The following is a 17630-nucleotide window of genomic DNA, read 5'->3' as shown; positions in this document are numbered from 1 at the left end:
AAAACCCCACAGCTAACATTCTGCGGGGTTTTACACGTAGTTGGCGATGCATAGTACTTCTTTGATTTTTGAAATCACTTGTTTGGTTTCATCTGTTAAAGAGGTGAATTTAAACGCGATGGATTCTGCATTTGGATTAATGAAGGGTTCTTTGTTCGTGTCTTTGCGGTAGTCTTCAATTTGTTCTAAACAATATTTTAAAATAAACGACAAGTTCGCACGTCGAAATCTCAAACTGACGGTAGAAGGCCATCTTTTTTGAAACTGATTGCTTCCCTCATACTGAATCGCTCCGATGTAGCGTTCTCCGGATAAAAAAGATTCTTCGCTTCGATATAGCTGAACGGTTTGGGCTGTTCCGCTCCAGTCAATATAAATACCTGCTGTTTCACAAACTTCGTATATGTAATGAAAAAGCTCCGTTACTTCTCCGAAATGGTAGTGAAGCGGATGTTTAGCCGTCATAGGTAGCTCCCTCCTTTATCGACTTTCTACCATTATATTGTAGGAAAAGTAACTTATTCATTTATACAACTTATTTCATACGCATAAGCAGTAAAAATGAAAATATATGTTTTTTAGTTTACATAAAAATATTATAAGTAATTAGCGATAACCCGATTTTCGAAACGCGTCGTATACCGTATCTTCTTGAAGTTTTTCAAGATAAACGTTCGTTGTAGCAATAGAAGAATGCCCTACTACTTGCTTCACAACAGCAAGCGGAACGTCATTAGCTAAACTGTTTGTAATAAAGGTGTGACGAAACCAATGAGGAGAAATAGACGCGTTTCCTTTTACTTTATAAACAGCTGATTTAATCGTTCGATACAACGTTGTATAGGATAATCGCTTCTTTTCGCCGGTACGATAGTACTCTTTAATGGAGTAAAAAAGCGGGTCGGTGTCAAAAGGACTTAGTTCAGTGCTTTCATTTAACGCTTGACGGTAAGTGAAAAGCGTTTCTTTCACATCATCAAACACAGGAATCGTTCGTTCTTTTTTTCCTTTACCAATCACATCTACAACCAAATTTCCGCGACGGTCTTCGCGGAAGCTTCCCCAATTTAAACTCAGCAGTTCACTTGAACGCATTCCACTCATATACAAAAGCATTCCCATTAAGCGATTGCGCGCTTTGAATTCCTTTTCATGCTGACGAATGCGCACGACTGATTCTAACGCATTTACAATCACCTGGGCTTCGCGGTCGGTTAGCTCTCGGTACTCGGTGCGATTTTGTTTTTCCTTGTCGCTGTAATGTCCTTTAGAAATAGATGGTTTTTCAATCCACGTCGTATACAGCGAAGGATAAAAATGAGTAGCGTGTCCAAACTCTAGCATTCTTCTAAAAAATTCTAGTTTTCTTGCAGCGGTGCGATTGGCATATTGATTCATCATTTCTTCATTAAATAATTTGACTTCCATAAATCCAATCGATTTTAATGTAATCTCTCGTTCATAGAAAAAAGACAGAATCGTTTTCATGTCTTGATTGTAAGATCTGATTGTATGAGGAGAAAGTGATTTTTTGATAATACGCATTGAAAAAAAGAGCTGAATAAATTCTTCATCTGAAATGTGCTTTAAATTCAAGTTGTTATCTTCATCTAACAGCTCTGCCTCTTCCCACTGCTCTTTTAGTTGGCGAAACGAATTTTTCGCAGGCGACAATTCAAATTCTTCCATTTTACCCCTCCTAATGATTAAAAACAACGATATCCCTTTTAAATGATCTAGGATTCGATATAACGATTTTTTATAAATTCGCAACAAATACCATTAAAAGTTTTTAAAAACCTCTCAAAACTCAATTTAGAAAGTCAGTTTTTAAAGATTTTAATACAAAAATCCATTATATGTAAAATAAATTCTGTTTTCTGTTTATTTCTCTACTTTATCATATGAACGCTTGATAAGGAAGAGTTATCTTGCGTTAGTTAACTAAAGTATTTTACGCTGTGTTAAACAGTGATGTTTTGGGAACACTAGTAGGAGTTTAGGTAATAATTGGAGGTACCGACTTTGGAAAATCAGAAAATTAGATTGACGTCATCAGAAATTACAAGTTTATGGACACAATACATCCAAGACACCATGTCTGTTTGTATTAGTAAATATGTGTTAGCAAAGGTCAAAGACCTTGAGGTTTATTCTCTTTTTGAATTTACTTTAGAACTGGCTGAAAAACATTTGCACGTGCTTAGAGATATTTTTAAAGCTGAAAAATTAGATTTGCCGATTGGCTTTACTGATAAAGATGTAAATCTAGATGCTCCTCCTTTGTTTACGGACACCTTTTGGTTAGTATATATACACGAAATGACTATGCATGGATTAGCTGGATATAGTATATCTTTTAGTGTTTCAGCACGCAAAGATATACGTGACCATTATTATCAGTGCAATATTGATGCGATGGACCTTTATAATAAATCTATTGAAATTCTTATATCAAAAGGGATTTATCAACGATCTCCCTACTTTTCTAAAACAGAAAGAGGTCACTCGATTACAGAATGGGGATATGTCATGGACCTATTTGGAGACAAAAGACAGCTGAACTCAATGGAAGCTGGAAATATTTATTTTAACTTAAAAAAGAGTATCGCAGCTAAAGCGCTTGTGAATGGCTTCAAACAGGTAACGAAAGATAAAGATATCCATAGCTTTATGGAGGAATGTTCGCACACAGCCAGTAAGAATATAAACATTTTTTCTTCCTTACTTCAACAAGAAAACCTGCAGTCTCCGCGCTTGATGGATGCTGAAATTACAAATTCTGACGTAGCCCCTTTTTCTGATAAACTAATGGTATTTCATGCAGGATTTTTGTTCCATTTAGCTACTACATATTATGCTGCGGCTATGATAACTAGTATGAGAATAGACGTAGCCGGACATTGTGATGCTTCTATTTTAAGGGATTTAAAAACCATCTCTTCTTTTGGGCGAATAATGATCAAAAAAGGATGGATCGAAAAACTGCCAAGAGCAGATGATCGGAAAGAATTATCTTAATATCCTGCGAACTTATTTGTAAATAAAAAACATCACGCAGAGCGTGATGTTTTTTAAAGTGATTCAATTTTAGTCAGGTGCAGCTGTTTATTGCTGTAGGAAACGGTATAGGTTCGATAATACTCTTTTTCCTGACTTTGACCGTTCGTTGTAATTGAAATGACTTCTTTCGTTTGGATTGTATAGACCGCTTCGCCCTCTTCTTCACTCACAGATTCCACGTCTAATACCGAATAATCAACGAGTTCTTCTCGAATGTCTCTTTCATACAGCATTTTCACAAGCTGCTTTTGATCATTCCACAAAACACTATCCCGCTGGATATAAGGCTGTACGTGTTCGAATTTATTCGTGTTAATGGACTTTGTTAAATCTCGCAAATAATGTTCAATAAAAATATCCGCTGTTTCTTGATCAACTTTTTGGATGCTTTTTAAATTAAAATCTTTTTCTTCCTTCTCTTCTTTTTCTTTTTTATCTTCTTTAAAATCGTCGATTCGCTGAGAGCTGTTTTTGCTGATGGCATACTTTGTATTGTTCTCTTTGAAAACCAAGATTTCTTCCTTTTCCCCTTTTTCGTTTGTACGGGTTGTTTCACCTTGGTATGAAATATCACTAGAAGGATTAATTGACTTCACGTATTCGATATATTCATCGGCCGTAATGTTGAGGTATTTTTGATGATAGGTAACTTCATCCCATTCATTTAACTTCCAGTGCTTATTGACGTATTTAAAATTCATGTAGATGGTCAGTCCACCGCTTCCTTCTTTACTAATTGGCTCAATAGCCGAGACCGAAAATTGCCCAGCGTGATTGTTAATAAGTTCAAATCGAATAAGATGAGTTACATCAGGAAAAAAGCTCATATTGCATTCTTTGCAGTAATAATTAGTAGAAATACTTTTTAGCTTTGTTGCAATTAAAGATGAAGTTGCGTATGGCGTTAACGCTTTTTTTAGCGTTTCATAATCAGCAGGGTTAGATTCATTTTCCCATTCGTACTCTTGGCCTAATTCTTTATAGGTACTTGAAATTTTGTTCATCGTCTCAACCGCAGTTTTTTCTGCTTTTTTTTCTGATACAAGATCAGGAGGAAGAGATGACTTAGCTTGATCTTTTGGGATCACTTCATCTGAGGAAGGTTCGGTTGGTTTGGATAACTTAACTGTCTCTTTTTCTTCACAGGCTGTCAAAACCATTAGTAGCAGTAGAACGAATGCAATCGTCCATTTTTTATGCATAAGGTGTCCTCCTCAATGCCGAATTTAGTCTGTTTTTAAAATGATCTTTAATTCTCAAACGTATCGAGCACGTAATCACCGCTTGGAATTCCCCACTTTGCCTTTTTATTTTGTTCTGTTTTAGCAAGTAACGAGATGGAATTTTCTTTGAGCGTAATGACAATTGTTCCTTTATTTCCTTGTCCATCATTTTCATATTTAATGGCTGCTTGGTTATTTTCAAAGCGAATATTTTTTTGTTCAACGGTTGACACGCGGATTTTGCTAGGTGGCTGGTACGAATTTATTTTAATCGTTGCTTCCGAGTTGGATGTAGCAAGAAATTGAATGATAGGAGATCCGTTATCATTGCCAGTGGTCCATTTTCCATCGTAGTCGTGTAAATCTGTTGTTTGTGTAGTGGGAGTTTCAGTGCTTGCATTTGGTTTAGATGAAAAGTCAAATGGTTCTACACTCGATAACTTTAACGTATCGTTTTGATAAACGGCTGTATAAAGGCGGTCACAAATTTTAGTGTAAGGATCTTTACTCGGCTGCTTTAATAAGCTTTCCTCGTGGGTTTGTATTTTGAACACATGGTTAGGTTCTTCATACCAATTGACAATATGAAATGTTTGCTTCTTCTGCTCGATGCCTTGGCGTGTGAAATTTTCAACAAGAAGGTTCTGCTCTTTATAAAAAGAACTGTCCGCTTTCAAAAAAGCTTTTAAATCATCAAAGGAGTTTTGATCCACTGCTTTTCCAAACGCTGAAAAGTAATCAGTCATCCAGGCTGTAATAAATTTCCCGCTCATTGCTTCTTTATTTAAATCAATTGATTGAATGCTTTCTACCTGTGTTTTTGGTTCGTTTAGTACTTTTTTTGCATCTTTTTCTACTATCATTGTATTTCCGTCTTTTAATGTTTCTTCTTGCTGACAGGCTGATAACAGAATAGATGAAACAACCGTGATAATGATTGTATTACGTTTGTTCATCATAATTGCCCCTTCTTTATCTAATATAAATGTATGTATATTCTTCCAACAAACAGACCTAGTATATCATTCTACAAAAAAACGCTCAACCCTTTAATTTTACAAGAAAAACGGCTTGCCTTTACAGCGAGCCGTTTTTCCTCCTATTTAATGGATGCTTCTCGATATGAATTGGCTGCTTCTTTTTTGAGCTGTCTAGAGCCATATAAGACATAGTAAATAATTGAAAGAAGGAAAATTCCAAGAATCACATAAATTAAAGGTAGAGAAACGCCAAACAGCATTAAATTTGTTGTAAGAACACTGTATTTTATGATGCTGTACAAGCACAGAATCCCTAATACTAAGGCAATGCTTGGCACGACCGGGTAGTTTACTTTAAAAGGACGAGACAAGTTAGGTTCTTTTTTGCGTAAAATAAAAAGAGAAACTAAACTGATGCAGTACATCATCATTGCCCCGAACACGGATAAGATAATAAGTGCATTGGCAAATGTTGCAGATCCTGCACAAATCACGCCGATTGCTCCCGGAATCAACAAACCGCCGACAGGAACTCCTTTTTTATTCGTTTTAGCAAGAAATTTAGGGAAGTACCCATCTCGTGCAAGCGCATAGGTTTGTCTTGAAAATCCCATGATGATTCCGTTTAAGCTAGCAATCAAACCGAATAGGCCGATAATAGCAACAACGGTTGAAATGCCGTTTCCGTATACAGAAGACAGTGCCTGTGGAAGTGGATAATCGGCTAGCTTCCCGCTTCCTTCGCCAAGTCCTGCTGTTACAAATAGTGTAAACAACGTTGCGGTTGCTAGAGTAATAATCGCTCCAATAAATCCTTTAGGAATGTTTTTCTTAGGATTTTCCACTTCTTCCGCTGCCATTGCTCCTCCTTCTATTGCCAGATAAAACCAAACAGCGAATGGAATAGCTGCTAGTACCCCTTTTGGCCCGTTAATAAATGAATGATCATTAAAAATATTCGATGTTTGTACATGAGGCAAACCAGCTACATAAAAAATAGATAAACCAATTAGTGCAACAATGGTAGCTGTAAGCTCAATCACCGCTACTTCTTTTACCCCGATTAAATTTAATAAAACAAAGAAAATAAAGGCACCTACCGTTGCGTATACAGGGTTAACGGCTGGAATAAGGAAGTGTAGGTATGCTCCTGTTGACACTGCAATAGCAGGGGGAGCAAAAATAAATTCAAGCAAGCAGGCAATTCCTGCGATATATCCCCCAAAAGGTCCAAGTGCTCTTCTTGCATAAGCTGAAGGTCCGCCGGCTTGCGGGATAGATGTTGAAAGCTCTGCATAACTGAACATAAACGTTGTGTAAAACACGGTTACAATTAAGGTTGCGATTGCAAGCCCAATAATCCCGCCTTGTTCAAACCCGTAATTCCACCCAAAGTATTGTCCTGAAATAACCATGCCCACTGAAATAGCCCATAAATGAATAGGTTTTAATTGTTTTTGTAACGCCATACGTTCTCCTCCTTTTGATGTTTAAACAATAAGATGTACACCGCTTGTTTGCTGCTTGATCATTTTGTCAATCATGGTACCGATATGTGCGGCTGCCTCAATAGGAGGCGTCCCTCTTTTATGAATATTAGAAATAACCATACGATCAGACTCTTTTTTGCCTTTGCTAGGTTCATAGCACATGTAAGCACTCATTGATTCAGCACTGACCAGTCCAGGTCGCTCTCCAATCAATAGCACAAGTGCTTTTGGCTTTATGATCTCGCCAATTTCATCCATGCATGCAACTCGTCCCCCTTTTACAAAAAATGAAGTCCCGATACAAAGCCCATATGACTGCAGGGAGTCAATTAAAGCTGGATACACGTCGCTTATGTTTTCTTCGATTGCCTTGGCACTCAGTCCATCTGAGACTACTACTTGTACATCAGGCTGCTGCACGCAGTTTTTAAAAATTTCTTTCTTAGCGTTATCTGCTAATAACCTTCCTTGATCCGGCCGTTTTAAATAATGTTCTTTTGACTTCACGCGTGTATTCACAGTGAAAAGGTTAAACTCAGCTAAAATATCTTCTGAAACTGCTCCATATACAGAATCCACGGCTGCAGCATGATCCGTGCGAAAAGATAAAACGTCTTTTGTTAGCGGCCTTGTTCCTGTACGGCCGACACCTATGCGGGCAGGGGTAAATTGTTTAAGTGTTTCAAGCGGATCGCGATTTGACTTTGGTATCATAGTAAGCACCTTCCTTAAATCAAATTCATAAAAATAGTTGGGTCTCCGGCTCTAGATGTAAAGCGTCCGTTTTCCATAATACGCTGATCTTCAAGCCACTTTTGAAATAACGGCGTTGGGTTACGGTCTAACACATTACGTACCGTTGCGATGTCATGATAACTAAGAGACTGGTAGTTTAGCATGCAGTCATCAGCCATGGGCACTCCTATGACAAAGTTCACTCCAGCTGTTCCTAGAAGCATACTTAAATTATCCATGTCATTTTGATCAGCATCCATGTGATTGGTGTAACATACGTCTACTCCCATAGGCAAGCCGTGCATTTTGCCCATAAAGTGATCTTCTAGCCCAGCTCGTAGGACTTGTTTGCTGTTATATAAATATTCAGGTCCAATAAATCCAACAACCGTGTTAACTAAGAAAGGCTTGTAGTGACGAGCTAAGCCGTAGCATCTAGCTTCGAGCGTTACTTGATCAATATTATAGTGAGCTTCTGCTGACAGTTCAGAACCTTGTCCTGTTTCAAAATACCAGCGGTTCGGACCTTTTGCTGTACCTTTTTCATGAATTAACGCTGTTGCTTCATCGAGCATAGACAGTGAAATCCCAAATGAGTCATTACCGGCTTCTGTTCCTGCTAAACTTTGAAAAATCAAGTCCGCGGATGCTCCTTTTTCGATTGCTCTCATCTGACTTGTTACATGTGATAACACACAGTTTTGAGTAGGGATGGACCATTCATTGATTATATTTTTTGTTTCATTTAAAAGCGCATAGATATTATCCGTTGTGTCAATAACGGGGTTAATTCCAATAACCGCATCCCCAATTCCATAGCTTAACGCTTCGTAGAGAGATGCTCTCATTCCTTTTAAGTTATCTGAAGGATGATTAGGCTGGGCTCTTGAAGCCAATACGCCTTTTTGGCCGATAGTCGTTTGACAAGTAGTTTGCACTTCTATTTTGGCTGCTCCTTGAATTAAATCTAAATTGGACATAATTTTAGTAGCTGCCGCAATCATTTCGCTGCTTAATCCTTTGCTAAGCGCAAGAAGGTCTTCTCCGGTATGCTGATCGGATAAAATGTATTCTCTTAAATCTCCTACTGTCCAATTTTTGATCACATCGTAAACAGATGAATCAATCTGACTTTCGATTAACGCCGAGACGTTGTCTTCATCTGCGCTGAGCAGCGGGTAGTTTCGAATATCAGCAAGTGTGATATCAGCTAGAACTTGTTTGGCTGCCATTCGTTCTTTCATTGACTCGGCGCTAATTCCTGCTAGCTGATCTCCAGAACGTTCTTCGTTTGCTTTGGCCATGATTTCTTTTAAGCTATAAAATAAAAATGTTTCTCCTAATAATCTTGTAGTTTTAAACATCGTTTCCTCCTTGTATATTTAGTGGATTAGGATGAAAAAGCGAGCGTTTTAACGGAAACAGAGATTGCTTCTCCAGCTACTGGTAACCCTAGATCGATGTAATCTCCGTGTGTAAAATCAATTTGATCTAAACAAATAATTTCTAACTCTTTTCTCTGTTTAGCTAGTGCTTGTCCTAAGGCTTTTGCAATATCTTGCTCGCATAAAACAACGAGGCACTTAGCTCTCTTAAAACAAGCAATAAATTCAGCGCTTATTACTTTTGCTAATTCTTGCAGCATCTTATAGCTGCAGTAAGGAAAATGAGATAAAGCAATAGCAACGGGAGGATCTTCTGCACTGAAAATAGTTGAAGCCTGCATACATGACGCTCGAGCTCTTTCTTGAAACAGCTGCGGATTCCACTCCTCCTCTGGCTGTACGGGTATTTCTATAATCGGAATGTTTTTCAGCGGCAGTTTTTTAGACTTAATGTATACGGTTGATCCGCTAACTTCTGTATTTTGCATACCAGCTCCAATGACAGTAGCGCGCGTTGTCTCAGCGGCTTGAGATACTTGGATGGATTGAAAATGATATGCTAGAAGCGGACCAACGTCCCCGTGTATGGCCACTTCCTTCACTGTTTTTGGCTTTTGCTTCTCCATCATTGCTCCTACTCCTCCTGAAACCATGATCGTTTCAGGAGGTATAGAAGATCTTGTATGAGGAGAAACGAGCAGCGAGGAATTTTGATTCAGCGCTTTTACATAATTCACGGTTTCTTCAGCTAGTAATTGACAGATAGACGAGAGCTTTTCAAATGTTGCTTTTTCACCTTCTCGCAGTGTTAAAGAATTATTTTTCAAAAATTCAGTTAAATGAGACGAAACGTAGGTAACAAGACCGTCTTCATTTAGTCGAATTAATCTCCCGCCTACATGCAGTGTAAACGTTTCTATCACTTTTCCATTTTGACATAAAGCGATGTTAGCAGTGCCTCCTCCTACATCAATATTGGCAATTACTGCATTTGTTTCAGCAGAACGTTCGATTGCTCCTGATCCTTTTGCTGCTAATATTCCTTCCAAGTCAGCGCCGGCTGTTGCAACAACAAAACCCCCAGCATGTTCGGCTAGATAGTGAACGATACTTTCTGCATTTTGCTTTCTAGCCGTTTCTCCTGTAATGATTACAGCGCCCGCCTCCACTTGATCTAAGGAGATTCCTGCATTCTTATACTCTTGTTCTAGTAGTACCGTTAATCTTTGAACATCGATTTCAACATCGTTTAGCATAGGGGTGGTATAGATAGAACTTGCATACGTTACGCGACGATCAATAATTTGACAGCCTGGCAGCGTAAACTGATTTTGTTGATTTGCTATTAGCAGCTTGCTTACAATCAGTTTTGTTGTGCTTGTTCCAATATCTAAACCTATGCTCGTGATCCATTTCTGTAGCATGCTATCAATCCCTTATCTCGTTTGAATATGGTGATTATCATAAAACAGTTTTTTGAATATTTCACTAACTATGTTATCAAACCTGACACACTTTTGTGTAAACAAAGGTGACAAATGACAAAAAGACTAAATCTTGGTAGATTTAGTCTTTTTTATTATGAGTGTGATTTAGTTACAATCATTCTTGATGCGGATGGAATTAATAGTGAAAGAATGACTAAGCAGGCAATTAGTGACCCTACCATTGAAATCCCGTTCATTGAAAAAGAATACCACAGAGCGGACATGCCCTTTGGCGCGTATGATCCCCAGAAAATAATACCCGCAATAAAGTGCCAGAAATACCGTGCGAAGCTGCCGATAACAAGGGATAAAACAATCAAAACAAAAGCTTTTGATCTGTTATTGTTAGCTAAATTTGTTTTAATAGATTGCGAAAAAACACCTCCAAAACCTATAAAAGCAAAAGCCACAATATATTCAATAAACGTTTGCAGCGCTGTTAAAATATAAGCCGTTCCTGTTGCCAACTGCAACAGCCCCCATAATAGACCAGATAGAGCCCCGCCTTTTACTCCCCAGCGAAAGCACATAATAAAAATGGGCACCATGGAGAACGAAATACTCACAGCCGTTGCAATCTTAATGGAAGGCAAAAGATCAAGTAGAAGTGCTAATGCTGCAAAAATAGCTATTTCAATTTTAGCCTGTAAGGGTAATGCTTTATTCACGTTTCTCACTCCTGTTTTTGAATCATTCATATCAAACGGTTTACACAGGAGTAAGCAAATATATGCTACTATTCCCACATTCCTACGCTAGCGTTAACTAACAGGTTCGAAGGGTCTGAACAATTTGTTCACTCTCAGCACGGCGGCTCCCCCTGTGGTACGTTCGGATATTTATGTAGTATTATGACAACATTTATTATACCATATGTAACAAAATAGATTCGAGAGATTTCAAAGATGTTTCTATTTTCTGAATCTATTTTTTATAATGACAATCGTTTTAGTATTTGATATACTTCTTTTATGTCAAATGAATATAAAAAACCCTCATCCTAATCGATGAGGTAGAGGTCGCAGTTTTTAATAGTAAAGCAACGGAAATGCAGAGAACATTGAGGATGTTGCTTGAAAGGAAAAATTGCCGAAGTTTAGATCACTTCTCTGTTGATTTAAGCTGGGGCTGTCTCCGAACAGGAACAGAACTGTCACATCATGCAAGTGATGTGAAGAGCTATCTTCACGGAAGGTTGACGCGGTTTTCAGATTTAAAAGCGCGCACATATACTGCGGGCTTTTTTTATGTTATCCCGTCTCTTTCCGTACATTCGAAAGGAGTATTTATCTATGCAAGAGCAGCAAGAATTAAAACGTGGGTTGAAATCTCGCCACTTAACGATGATTTCATTAGGAGGAGCCATCGGAACCGGCTTATTCCTAGCAAGTGGTGGAGCAATTCACACAGCAGGACCTGGGGGAGCGCTTTTAGCTTACGCTATTATTGGTGTCATGGTTTACTTTTTGATGACCAGCCTGGCGGAGCTCGCAGCTTATATGCCTGAAGCTGGTTCGTTTAGTACGTATGCGTCTCGGTTTGTAGATCCATCCTTTGGTTTCGCTCTCGGCTGGAACTATTGGTATAACTGGGCTATTACAATTGCAGCTGAATTATCTGCTGGAGCCCTTATTATGAAATTTTGGTTCCCAAACTCTTCTTCTATTTTATGGAGTGCCCTGTTTTTATTAATTATGTTTGGGCTTAACTACCTTTCTGTAAAAGGATTTGGCGAATCTGAATTTTGGTTTTCATTAATTAAAGTAGTAACGGTTATCATCTTTTTAGTTATTGGTATTATGATGATTTTTGGTATCTTTAACAATGAAGCACCAGGTTTTAAAAACTTCACGCTTGGTGATGGACCCATTCACGGTGGATTCTTTACTGTCTTAGGTATTTTTATGGCTGCTGGTTTTTCATTCCAAGGAACAGAGTTGCTTGGAGTCGCAGCTGGAGAAAGTGAAGATCCGGAAAAAACGGTTCCTCGCGCAGTTAAACAAGTCTTCTGGCGCATCTTGTTATTTTATATTTTAGCTATTTTTGTTATTGGGATGCTTATTCCATACACAGCGGATTCATTAGCAAGTGATGATGTGCGGGTCAGTCCGTTTACTCTAATATTCGAACGAGCAGGTCTGGCGTTTGCAGCATCAGCTATCAATGCCGTTATTTTAACAGCCGTTTTATCTGCTGGTAACTCAGGTATGTATGCTTCTACGCGTATGCTGTGGAACTTAGCGAAAGATGGAAAAGCACCGAGGTTCTTAGCAAAAGTAAATAAACGAGGCGTTCCGGTTAATGCTTTGATCGCAACGGCACTTGTCGGTACACTTGCATTTGGTGCTTCATTTTTTGGAGACGGTGCGGTATACACGTGGTTACTTAACGCTTCTGGTATGTCTGGTTTTATTGCTTGGTTAGGAATTGCAATCAGCCACTATCGTTTTAGAAGAGCATTTGTTGCCCAAGGTCATGATTTGAGTGAACTTCCATATCATGCAAAACTTTTCCCGTTTGGCCCTATCTTTGCCTTTATTTTATGTGCCGTTGTTATTTTAGGCCAAAACTATTCGGCGTTTATGGGTGACTCGATTGACTGGTACGGTGTACTTGTTTCCTATATCGGACTGCCTTTATTCTTAATTGTTTGGTTAGGATACAAATGGACGAAAAAGTCGAAACTTATCCCGTTAAAAGAATGTCAAGTAACAGTGAAAAAATACGAATAAAAAAAGCTCTCTATTCTTTTGAATAGAGAGCTTTTTTATGTGATCTGATCAGCAAAATGAAGAGATATATGGGCGGGCTGGTTTTTCATAACAAGCATATAACCTTTGAGGGGACGATTACAGTAATCAGCAGCTTCTATATAATAAATATGCTGAATTAACCTGCTTAAATGGGTTACAAAAGATGGAAGTTGATGAGTAGGAATGCTTTGGATGTAGTCTATGATTTCTTGTTTAGTTTGAAGGCCCGAATGGGTACATTCTAACAGATGAAAAAGCAGATCTGCTGCTATAGTAGATAGTTCAGAATTGTGCTTGATTCTATTCAGCTGGATATGCAGCTCTTTTTTGGACCATCTTTTCGGAATAGCTCTTAGATGCTGATATTGAAAATGTGTATTCATGATAGCTAACACCTTTCGTATTAACATAATAAAACGACTTATTATGTTAATAACCTTTACACACGAAACTAAAACGTTACAATGTGTAAAGGTGTCATACATCTTATAAAATAAGCTGATAAAAAAGCACATCTTGCCACTGATCAAATTTCCAGCCTACTTCTTTAAATTCTCCGCAAAATGTAAAATTAAATTGCTCATGCATTTTGACACTGATATCATTCCCTTTTGTAATCCCTGAAATGACAACGTGATGGTTGAGTTCTTTAGCTAATTCCAAAATCCGCTTCATAAGCTGTTTTCCAATGCCATGTCCCTGCTGGTTTTTATCAATATAAATCGACAGCTCTACCGTTTGAATGTACGCCTCTTTATCTCGATAAGAAGAAAGCGAAGCATAGCCCGCTACTACCCCATCTTTTTCCGCTACAATAAGCGGAAAAAGTTCATTGCTAATGTGATTATCAAACCAGCTCCTTCTTTGCTCTACTGTTACAGTCGTTAAATCAAAAGTAGCAGCACTTGTTTGAACAGACTGGTTATAAATTTCAACAAGCATAGGTAAATCTTCTTCTTTAGCATAACGAATGATCATATGTACAAACTCCTTATAGTATAGAATTATCTTTATTTTACTTCTTTTAATAAACATAATCTACATAAAAAACCGATGTGCGCATGCACATCAGTTATGATTTTGAGCATATTGAAAGGTTTGAAGAACTTGAAGTGTCTCTTTTGTAGAAACGACCGTTGCAAACTCCTCATGCAAAGAAGACAATGCGAATGTATGTACATCTTCTGCAGGAAGCCTTGTTTTTCCATCGTAGGACATACAATCAAAGCAAGCTGTTGCATCGTTTACAACGTACGTCCTGTACCCTAGATTTCCAGCCATGCGAGCAGTCGTAGAGACGCAGTGATTAGTAGTTAGTCCTATTAAGATAAGCGTATCATAGCCATTTGCTTTTAAATAACTGTCTAGCTCTGTTCCAATGAAGCAGCTGTTCACGTGTTTGCGAATTAAGTATTCATCTTCTTGTGGACCAAATCCTTCTTTGAACTGAAACCCCTTCGAACTTGGGTGTAAAGGAGAATTTGGATTTCCTGATGCATGCTGTACGTGAATGACAGGATAATCTTGGCGCCTCCATGCTTGCAGCAGCGTCAGCATATGTTTTTCTGCATCTAAATTGTTTCTTTCCCCCCACTCGGGTGAATAAAATCCTTCTTGTACATCGATAAGCAGCAGCACTGGTCGGGAACGTAGCATAAGCATCATCTTCTTTCGTCTTTATTTTAAAATGGAAATAACGTATGTGCACCCATCAGGACCGGCTTTTGAAGAATGAACCGTTTGTTTCGGTAAATGTATCCGATCTCCTGCCTGACATAGAACCGTATCACGTTCAACTGTAAAATAAATAGATCCTTCAAGTATATGAAGAATTTCATCAGTTGGATGCGTATGAGATGGGTGCGTTTGAAAAGCAATATCGTGCTGTACTTCAACGTATCCAGTATACGCCGGAAGCAGTTCTTTAACTACTTCTTCAAACTTTCCGCCAACTCCTTTTTTAATAGAGGCTTTTTTTACGTCCATGCTGCTCACTCCTTTTTAATTTAAACGGACACTGTCCGGTAGTATAGTTGTTATCATCATGTAAAAAATATTGCTTCCACTCTCGGTTTCCCTGCTGTCCATACCATCCTAACTCAGGGTGAGCTGATACGTCATCATATGTTTTTAACCGATCGCGGACCACCTTTTGTACGTGCCGCCCTATTTTTGAATCTCCTGTCATACCTTCAAAGACCCACCGAGGCTGAAATGTAATCATAAATCCTCTGCTCTTACGGCTTTTACGAAAAGAATGAGCAGGCGTATTACATACGACAAAAATAGGTTCTCCGTGAAAGCAAAATTCCCATAATGGATCTTTTGGATCTTTTGGAATGTCTTGCGGCCATTTCTTTTGATCAATTTGATGAAGAAACGTCAGCGTATCCCAAAACATCGTTTCGTACTCTTCCATTGATCGTTCTTTATGTTCAGGCTTAAAGAATAACACAAAAGATGTATAGCGACCTATGGTCTTGAACGTATCTATGTATTCTCTAAGTGCCGACGCTGCATTCCTAATATCTTGGTAGTTATAAGGAGTAGTCACAAATGAAAAACGCAGTAAATCTTTTTTAAAGCCTTCTACCCCTAATATACAAGGAAATGGATTTTCTTCTGATAATATATCGCTTTGGAAATATTGAAAAGCATCTTTTCCCCAAAACGGGACATGCGTTGACTCTAAAATCTCATTGGCTCGAAAAAGCATTTTTGATGCCATTAAAACCCTCCTTATGGAACTCAACGTTACATGTGTATTAAAGAAAAGAAAGTTTATGAGCATTTTTAACTAAATGCCGCTTCTAAATTATAAAACTCTAATCTATATATATATAAGCTACTATTGGACAAGTTAGAAAGGAGGCTGTGTTTGTGGAGTGGTTTTTGATTGCTATAAAACAAATAATTCTAGGTATTAGTCTCGCAGCACCGGTAGGTCCAATTAATATAGAGATGATTAAAAAAGGGTTGACAAGAGGATTTTGGGCTTCTTGGCTAGTTGGTTTAGGAGGCATGACGGCTGATATTTTATTTATGCTCCTCATTTTAATAGGGTTAACGCCCTTTGTTCAGATGCAGGCTGTTACTGTTTCCCTGTATGCAACTGGTTTTGTCATGCTCACATTTGTTGGCTTTCAAAGTATGAAACAAGCTGTTTCTCGTTCCTTTTCAATAGATGTAAACAAACCCTCTATTAAAAGAGATAAGTCGTTTTTTACAGGTTTCTTCATTGCTCTTATGAACCCTTTAAATATTTTGTTTTGGTTTGGTGTATTTGGGTCAAGCTTAAGCGAAAGCCTCCAAAGTCAAACGTGGCTATCTGTCTTTTTTCACAGTTTCTTTATTATCTTTGGCATCCTTCTTTGGAATTTAAATATTGCCAGCAGCATTCATTTTACAAGAAAATTTATTACGCCTAAGCTTCTTCGCTTCATTACGTTAGGTGCCGGTTTTTTACTTTTTTTATTTGGCTGCCAATTCGGTTTTAAATGTATATCCTTACTTATAGGCTGAGCTTTTAGCAATGAGTTCAATAAGAGTGTCATTTACTTTCTCACGTTCATCATAAAAAAGACCGTGTCCACTATTTTCAAATGGAAGAAGTGTAGAAAATGAAATATGACGATTCATAACTTTTGCAAGATCAAATGGACAAATTTGATCTTTTTTTCCGTGTAATATATATGTCTCAGCGAAAATTTGACTCAAATCCTCTCGCAAGTCTTCGTCTCGTAAAGACACCGCAGTTTTAATCGTTCCATGACCGGATGCCTCTAAACCTAAATCTTGAAACCACCCTCTAAAAGCTGAGCTAATAGGCTGATTAAAAAACTTTTTGCCAAACTCTTCAAGCATGTTAGGACGATCTCTATACGTATTTTGAATAATTGTATTTACTTCTTCAGAAGGAAGTCCATATGGAAAATCAGTTTTTTGAATAAAGCTAGGAGCCGCTGCTCCTAATAAAATTAACTTCTTCACGCCATATCCTAAATGTCTGCTCATATATCGAATGGCAATGGCTCCCCCCATAGAAAAGCCTACGAGCGTATAATTTTTAAGCTCCAGTCTTTCTACTAACATTCGAATATCATCCGCTAATTGATTGTAAGAATAGCCGGTGAAAGGCGCATCTGATTTTCCGAATCCGCGAAGATCAGGAGCGATACATCGAATACCGCGGGCCGGCAACGTGGTAAATTGGTATTCGTACATTTTAGCGTTAACAGGCCACCCGTGGAGGAAAAGAACGGGTTCCCCTTTTCCAATATCCCGAACAAAGAGTTTAGTCTTAGGAGTTACGTGAATAAAATAGTTCATCTATAACACCTCCTAGATGTTCTTTTATATATATGTTTAGGACAATTGGAACATTCAAAAGTTTCTTAGAGGCTTGTGTAGGAGGTGTATGATGTTTATTTGGGTTAAGGAGTAGGGAAGTTTTTATATTATTCATTTAGAACATAGTTTAATTTAAAAATATTAAACAAAAAAAGTAGTAAAGC

18 protein-coding genes and 2 riboswitches are annotated in these 17630 nt (G+C 38.1%); of the genes, 3 read left to right on the top strand and 15 right to left on the bottom strand.

Annotated features, from left to right (window positions below):
• Window positions 1–30 precede the first annotated feature (30 nt).
• Complete coding sequence (locus AC4NPH_RS02245) at window positions 31–465, bottom strand: hypothetical protein (RefSeq protein ID WP_013057224.1); 435 nt, start codon at window positions 463–465, stop codon at window positions 31–33.
• A 141-nt stretch (window positions 466–606) separates the two neighbouring features.
• The gene (locus AC4NPH_RS02240) at window positions 607–1689 is read right to left on the bottom strand and encodes a tyrosine-type recombinase/integrase (RefSeq protein WP_013057225.1); all 1083 of its coding nucleotides are present in this window, start codon (window positions 1687–1689) and stop codon (window positions 607–609) included.
• A gap of 336 nt (window positions 1690–2025) precedes the next feature.
• Here AC4NPH_RS02240 and AC4NPH_RS02235 point away from each other — a divergent pair, with 336 nt between their 5' ends.
• Window positions 2026–3021, top strand: coding sequence for a DUF3231 family protein (locus AC4NPH_RS02235; protein WP_240530770.1), 996 nt, complete (start codon window positions 2026–2028; stop codon window positions 3019–3021).
• A 53-nt stretch (window positions 3022–3074) separates the two neighbouring features.
• On the opposite strand, the gene AC4NPH_RS02230 is transcribed toward AC4NPH_RS02235, so the two are convergent.
• From AC4NPH_RS02230 to thiT, 7 genes are all read right to left on the bottom strand, one after another.
• On the bottom strand, window positions 3075–4265 hold the full coding sequence (locus AC4NPH_RS02230) for a TcaA NTF2-like domain-containing protein (protein ID WP_063671676.1): 1191 nt from the start codon (window positions 4263–4265) through the stop codon (window positions 3075–3077).
• Window positions 4266–4312: 47 nt separating this feature from the next.
• Window positions 4313–5245, bottom strand: coding sequence for a TcaA NTF2-like domain-containing protein (locus AC4NPH_RS02225; RefSeq protein WP_098196534.1), 933 nt, complete (start codon window positions 5243–5245; stop codon window positions 4313–4315).
• Between the two features lie 140 nt (window positions 5246–5385).
• Window positions 5386–6735: an ethanolamine permease gene (gene eat / locus AC4NPH_RS02220; protein WP_491938550.1), complete on the bottom strand. Its 1350-nt coding sequence runs from the start codon at window positions 6733–6735 to the stop codon at window positions 5386–5388.
• 21 nt (window positions 6736–6756) lie between these two features.
• Window positions 6757–7470 (bottom strand): ethanolamine ammonia-lyase subunit EutC, encoded by a 714-nt coding sequence (gene eutC, locus AC4NPH_RS02215; protein ID WP_013057229.1) that lies wholly within the window; start codon window positions 7468–7470, stop codon window positions 6757–6759.
• Window positions 7471–7484: 14 nt separating this feature from the next.
• Window positions 7485–8855, bottom strand: a complete 1371-nt coding sequence (locus tag AC4NPH_RS02210) for an ethanolamine ammonia-lyase subunit EutB (RefSeq protein WP_491938549.1) — start codon at window positions 8853–8855, stop codon at window positions 7485–7487.
• 26 nt (window positions 8856–8881) lie between these two features.
• On the bottom strand, window positions 8882–10300 hold the full coding sequence (locus tag AC4NPH_RS02205) for an ethanolamine ammonia-lyase reactivating factor EutA (protein ID WP_061859799.1): 1419 nt from the start codon (window positions 10298–10300) through the stop codon (window positions 8882–8884).
• A gap of 155 nt (window positions 10301–10455) precedes the next feature.
• The gene (gene thiT, locus AC4NPH_RS02200; protein WP_049787051.1) at window positions 10456–11061 is read right to left on the bottom strand and encodes an energy-coupled thiamine transporter ThiT; all 606 of its coding nucleotides are present in this window, start codon (window positions 11059–11061) and stop codon (window positions 10456–10458) included.
• Between the two features lie 32 nt (window positions 11062–11093).
• Window positions 11094–11194: riboswitch (TPP riboswitch) on the bottom strand.
• 174 nt (window positions 11195–11368) lie between these two features.
• Window positions 11369–11553, top strand: a riboswitch (Lysine riboswitch).
• Window positions 11554–11655: 102 nt separating this feature from the next.
• Between thiT and AC4NPH_RS02195 the strand changes: the two genes are divergently transcribed.
• Complete coding sequence (locus tag AC4NPH_RS02195; protein ID WP_013057233.1) at window positions 11656–13095, top strand: amino acid permease; 1440 nt, start codon at window positions 11656–11658, stop codon at window positions 13093–13095.
• A 35-nt stretch (window positions 13096–13130) separates the two neighbouring features.
• Here the strand turns inward: AC4NPH_RS02195 and AC4NPH_RS02190 are convergent, their stop codons facing one another.
• From AC4NPH_RS02190 to AC4NPH_RS02170, 5 genes are all read right to left on the bottom strand, one after another.
• On the bottom strand, window positions 13131–13499 hold the full coding sequence (locus AC4NPH_RS02190) for a hypothetical protein (protein WP_041816569.1): 369 nt from the start codon (window positions 13497–13499) through the stop codon (window positions 13131–13133).
• Between the two features lie 103 nt (window positions 13500–13602).
• Complete coding sequence (locus AC4NPH_RS02185) at window positions 13603–14094, bottom strand: GNAT family N-acetyltransferase (protein WP_013057234.1); 492 nt, start codon at window positions 14092–14094, stop codon at window positions 13603–13605.
• Between the two features lie 90 nt (window positions 14095–14184).
• A complete protein-coding gene (locus tag AC4NPH_RS02180; RefSeq protein ID WP_013057235.1) occupies window positions 14185–14772 on the bottom strand; it encodes a cysteine hydrolase family protein in 588 nt (195 codons plus the stop codon).
• A 21-nt stretch (window positions 14773–14793) separates the two neighbouring features.
• Window positions 14794–15102, bottom strand: a complete 309-nt coding sequence (locus AC4NPH_RS02175; protein ID WP_098196536.1) for a cupin domain-containing protein — start codon at window positions 15100–15102, stop codon at window positions 14794–14796.
• Window positions 15077–15844 (bottom strand): YqcI/YcgG family protein, encoded by a 768-nt coding sequence (locus AC4NPH_RS02170; RefSeq protein ID WP_063671688.1) that lies wholly within the window; start codon window positions 15842–15844, stop codon window positions 15077–15079. The genes AC4NPH_RS02175 and AC4NPH_RS02170 overlap by 26 nt, the downstream gene beginning before the upstream one ends.
• A gap of 152 nt (window positions 15845–15996) precedes the next feature.
• Between AC4NPH_RS02170 and AC4NPH_RS02165 the strand changes: the two genes are divergently transcribed.
• Window positions 15997–16638: a LysE family transporter gene (locus tag AC4NPH_RS02165; protein ID WP_053487310.1), complete on the top strand. Its 642-nt coding sequence runs from the start codon at window positions 15997–15999 to the stop codon at window positions 16636–16638.
• Here the strand turns inward: AC4NPH_RS02165 and AC4NPH_RS02160 are convergent.
• On the bottom strand, window positions 16624–17445 hold the full coding sequence (locus AC4NPH_RS02160) for an alpha/beta fold hydrolase (RefSeq protein ID WP_013057239.1): 822 nt from the start codon (window positions 17443–17445) through the stop codon (window positions 16624–16626). The genes AC4NPH_RS02165 and AC4NPH_RS02160 overlap by 15 nt on opposite strands.
• Between the last annotated feature and the right edge of the window lie 185 nt (window positions 17446–17630).

Source organism: Priestia sp. MDV22-iso46, from assembly GCF_058629175.1.
This window is presented reverse-complemented; position numbering and strand designations above follow the sequence as displayed.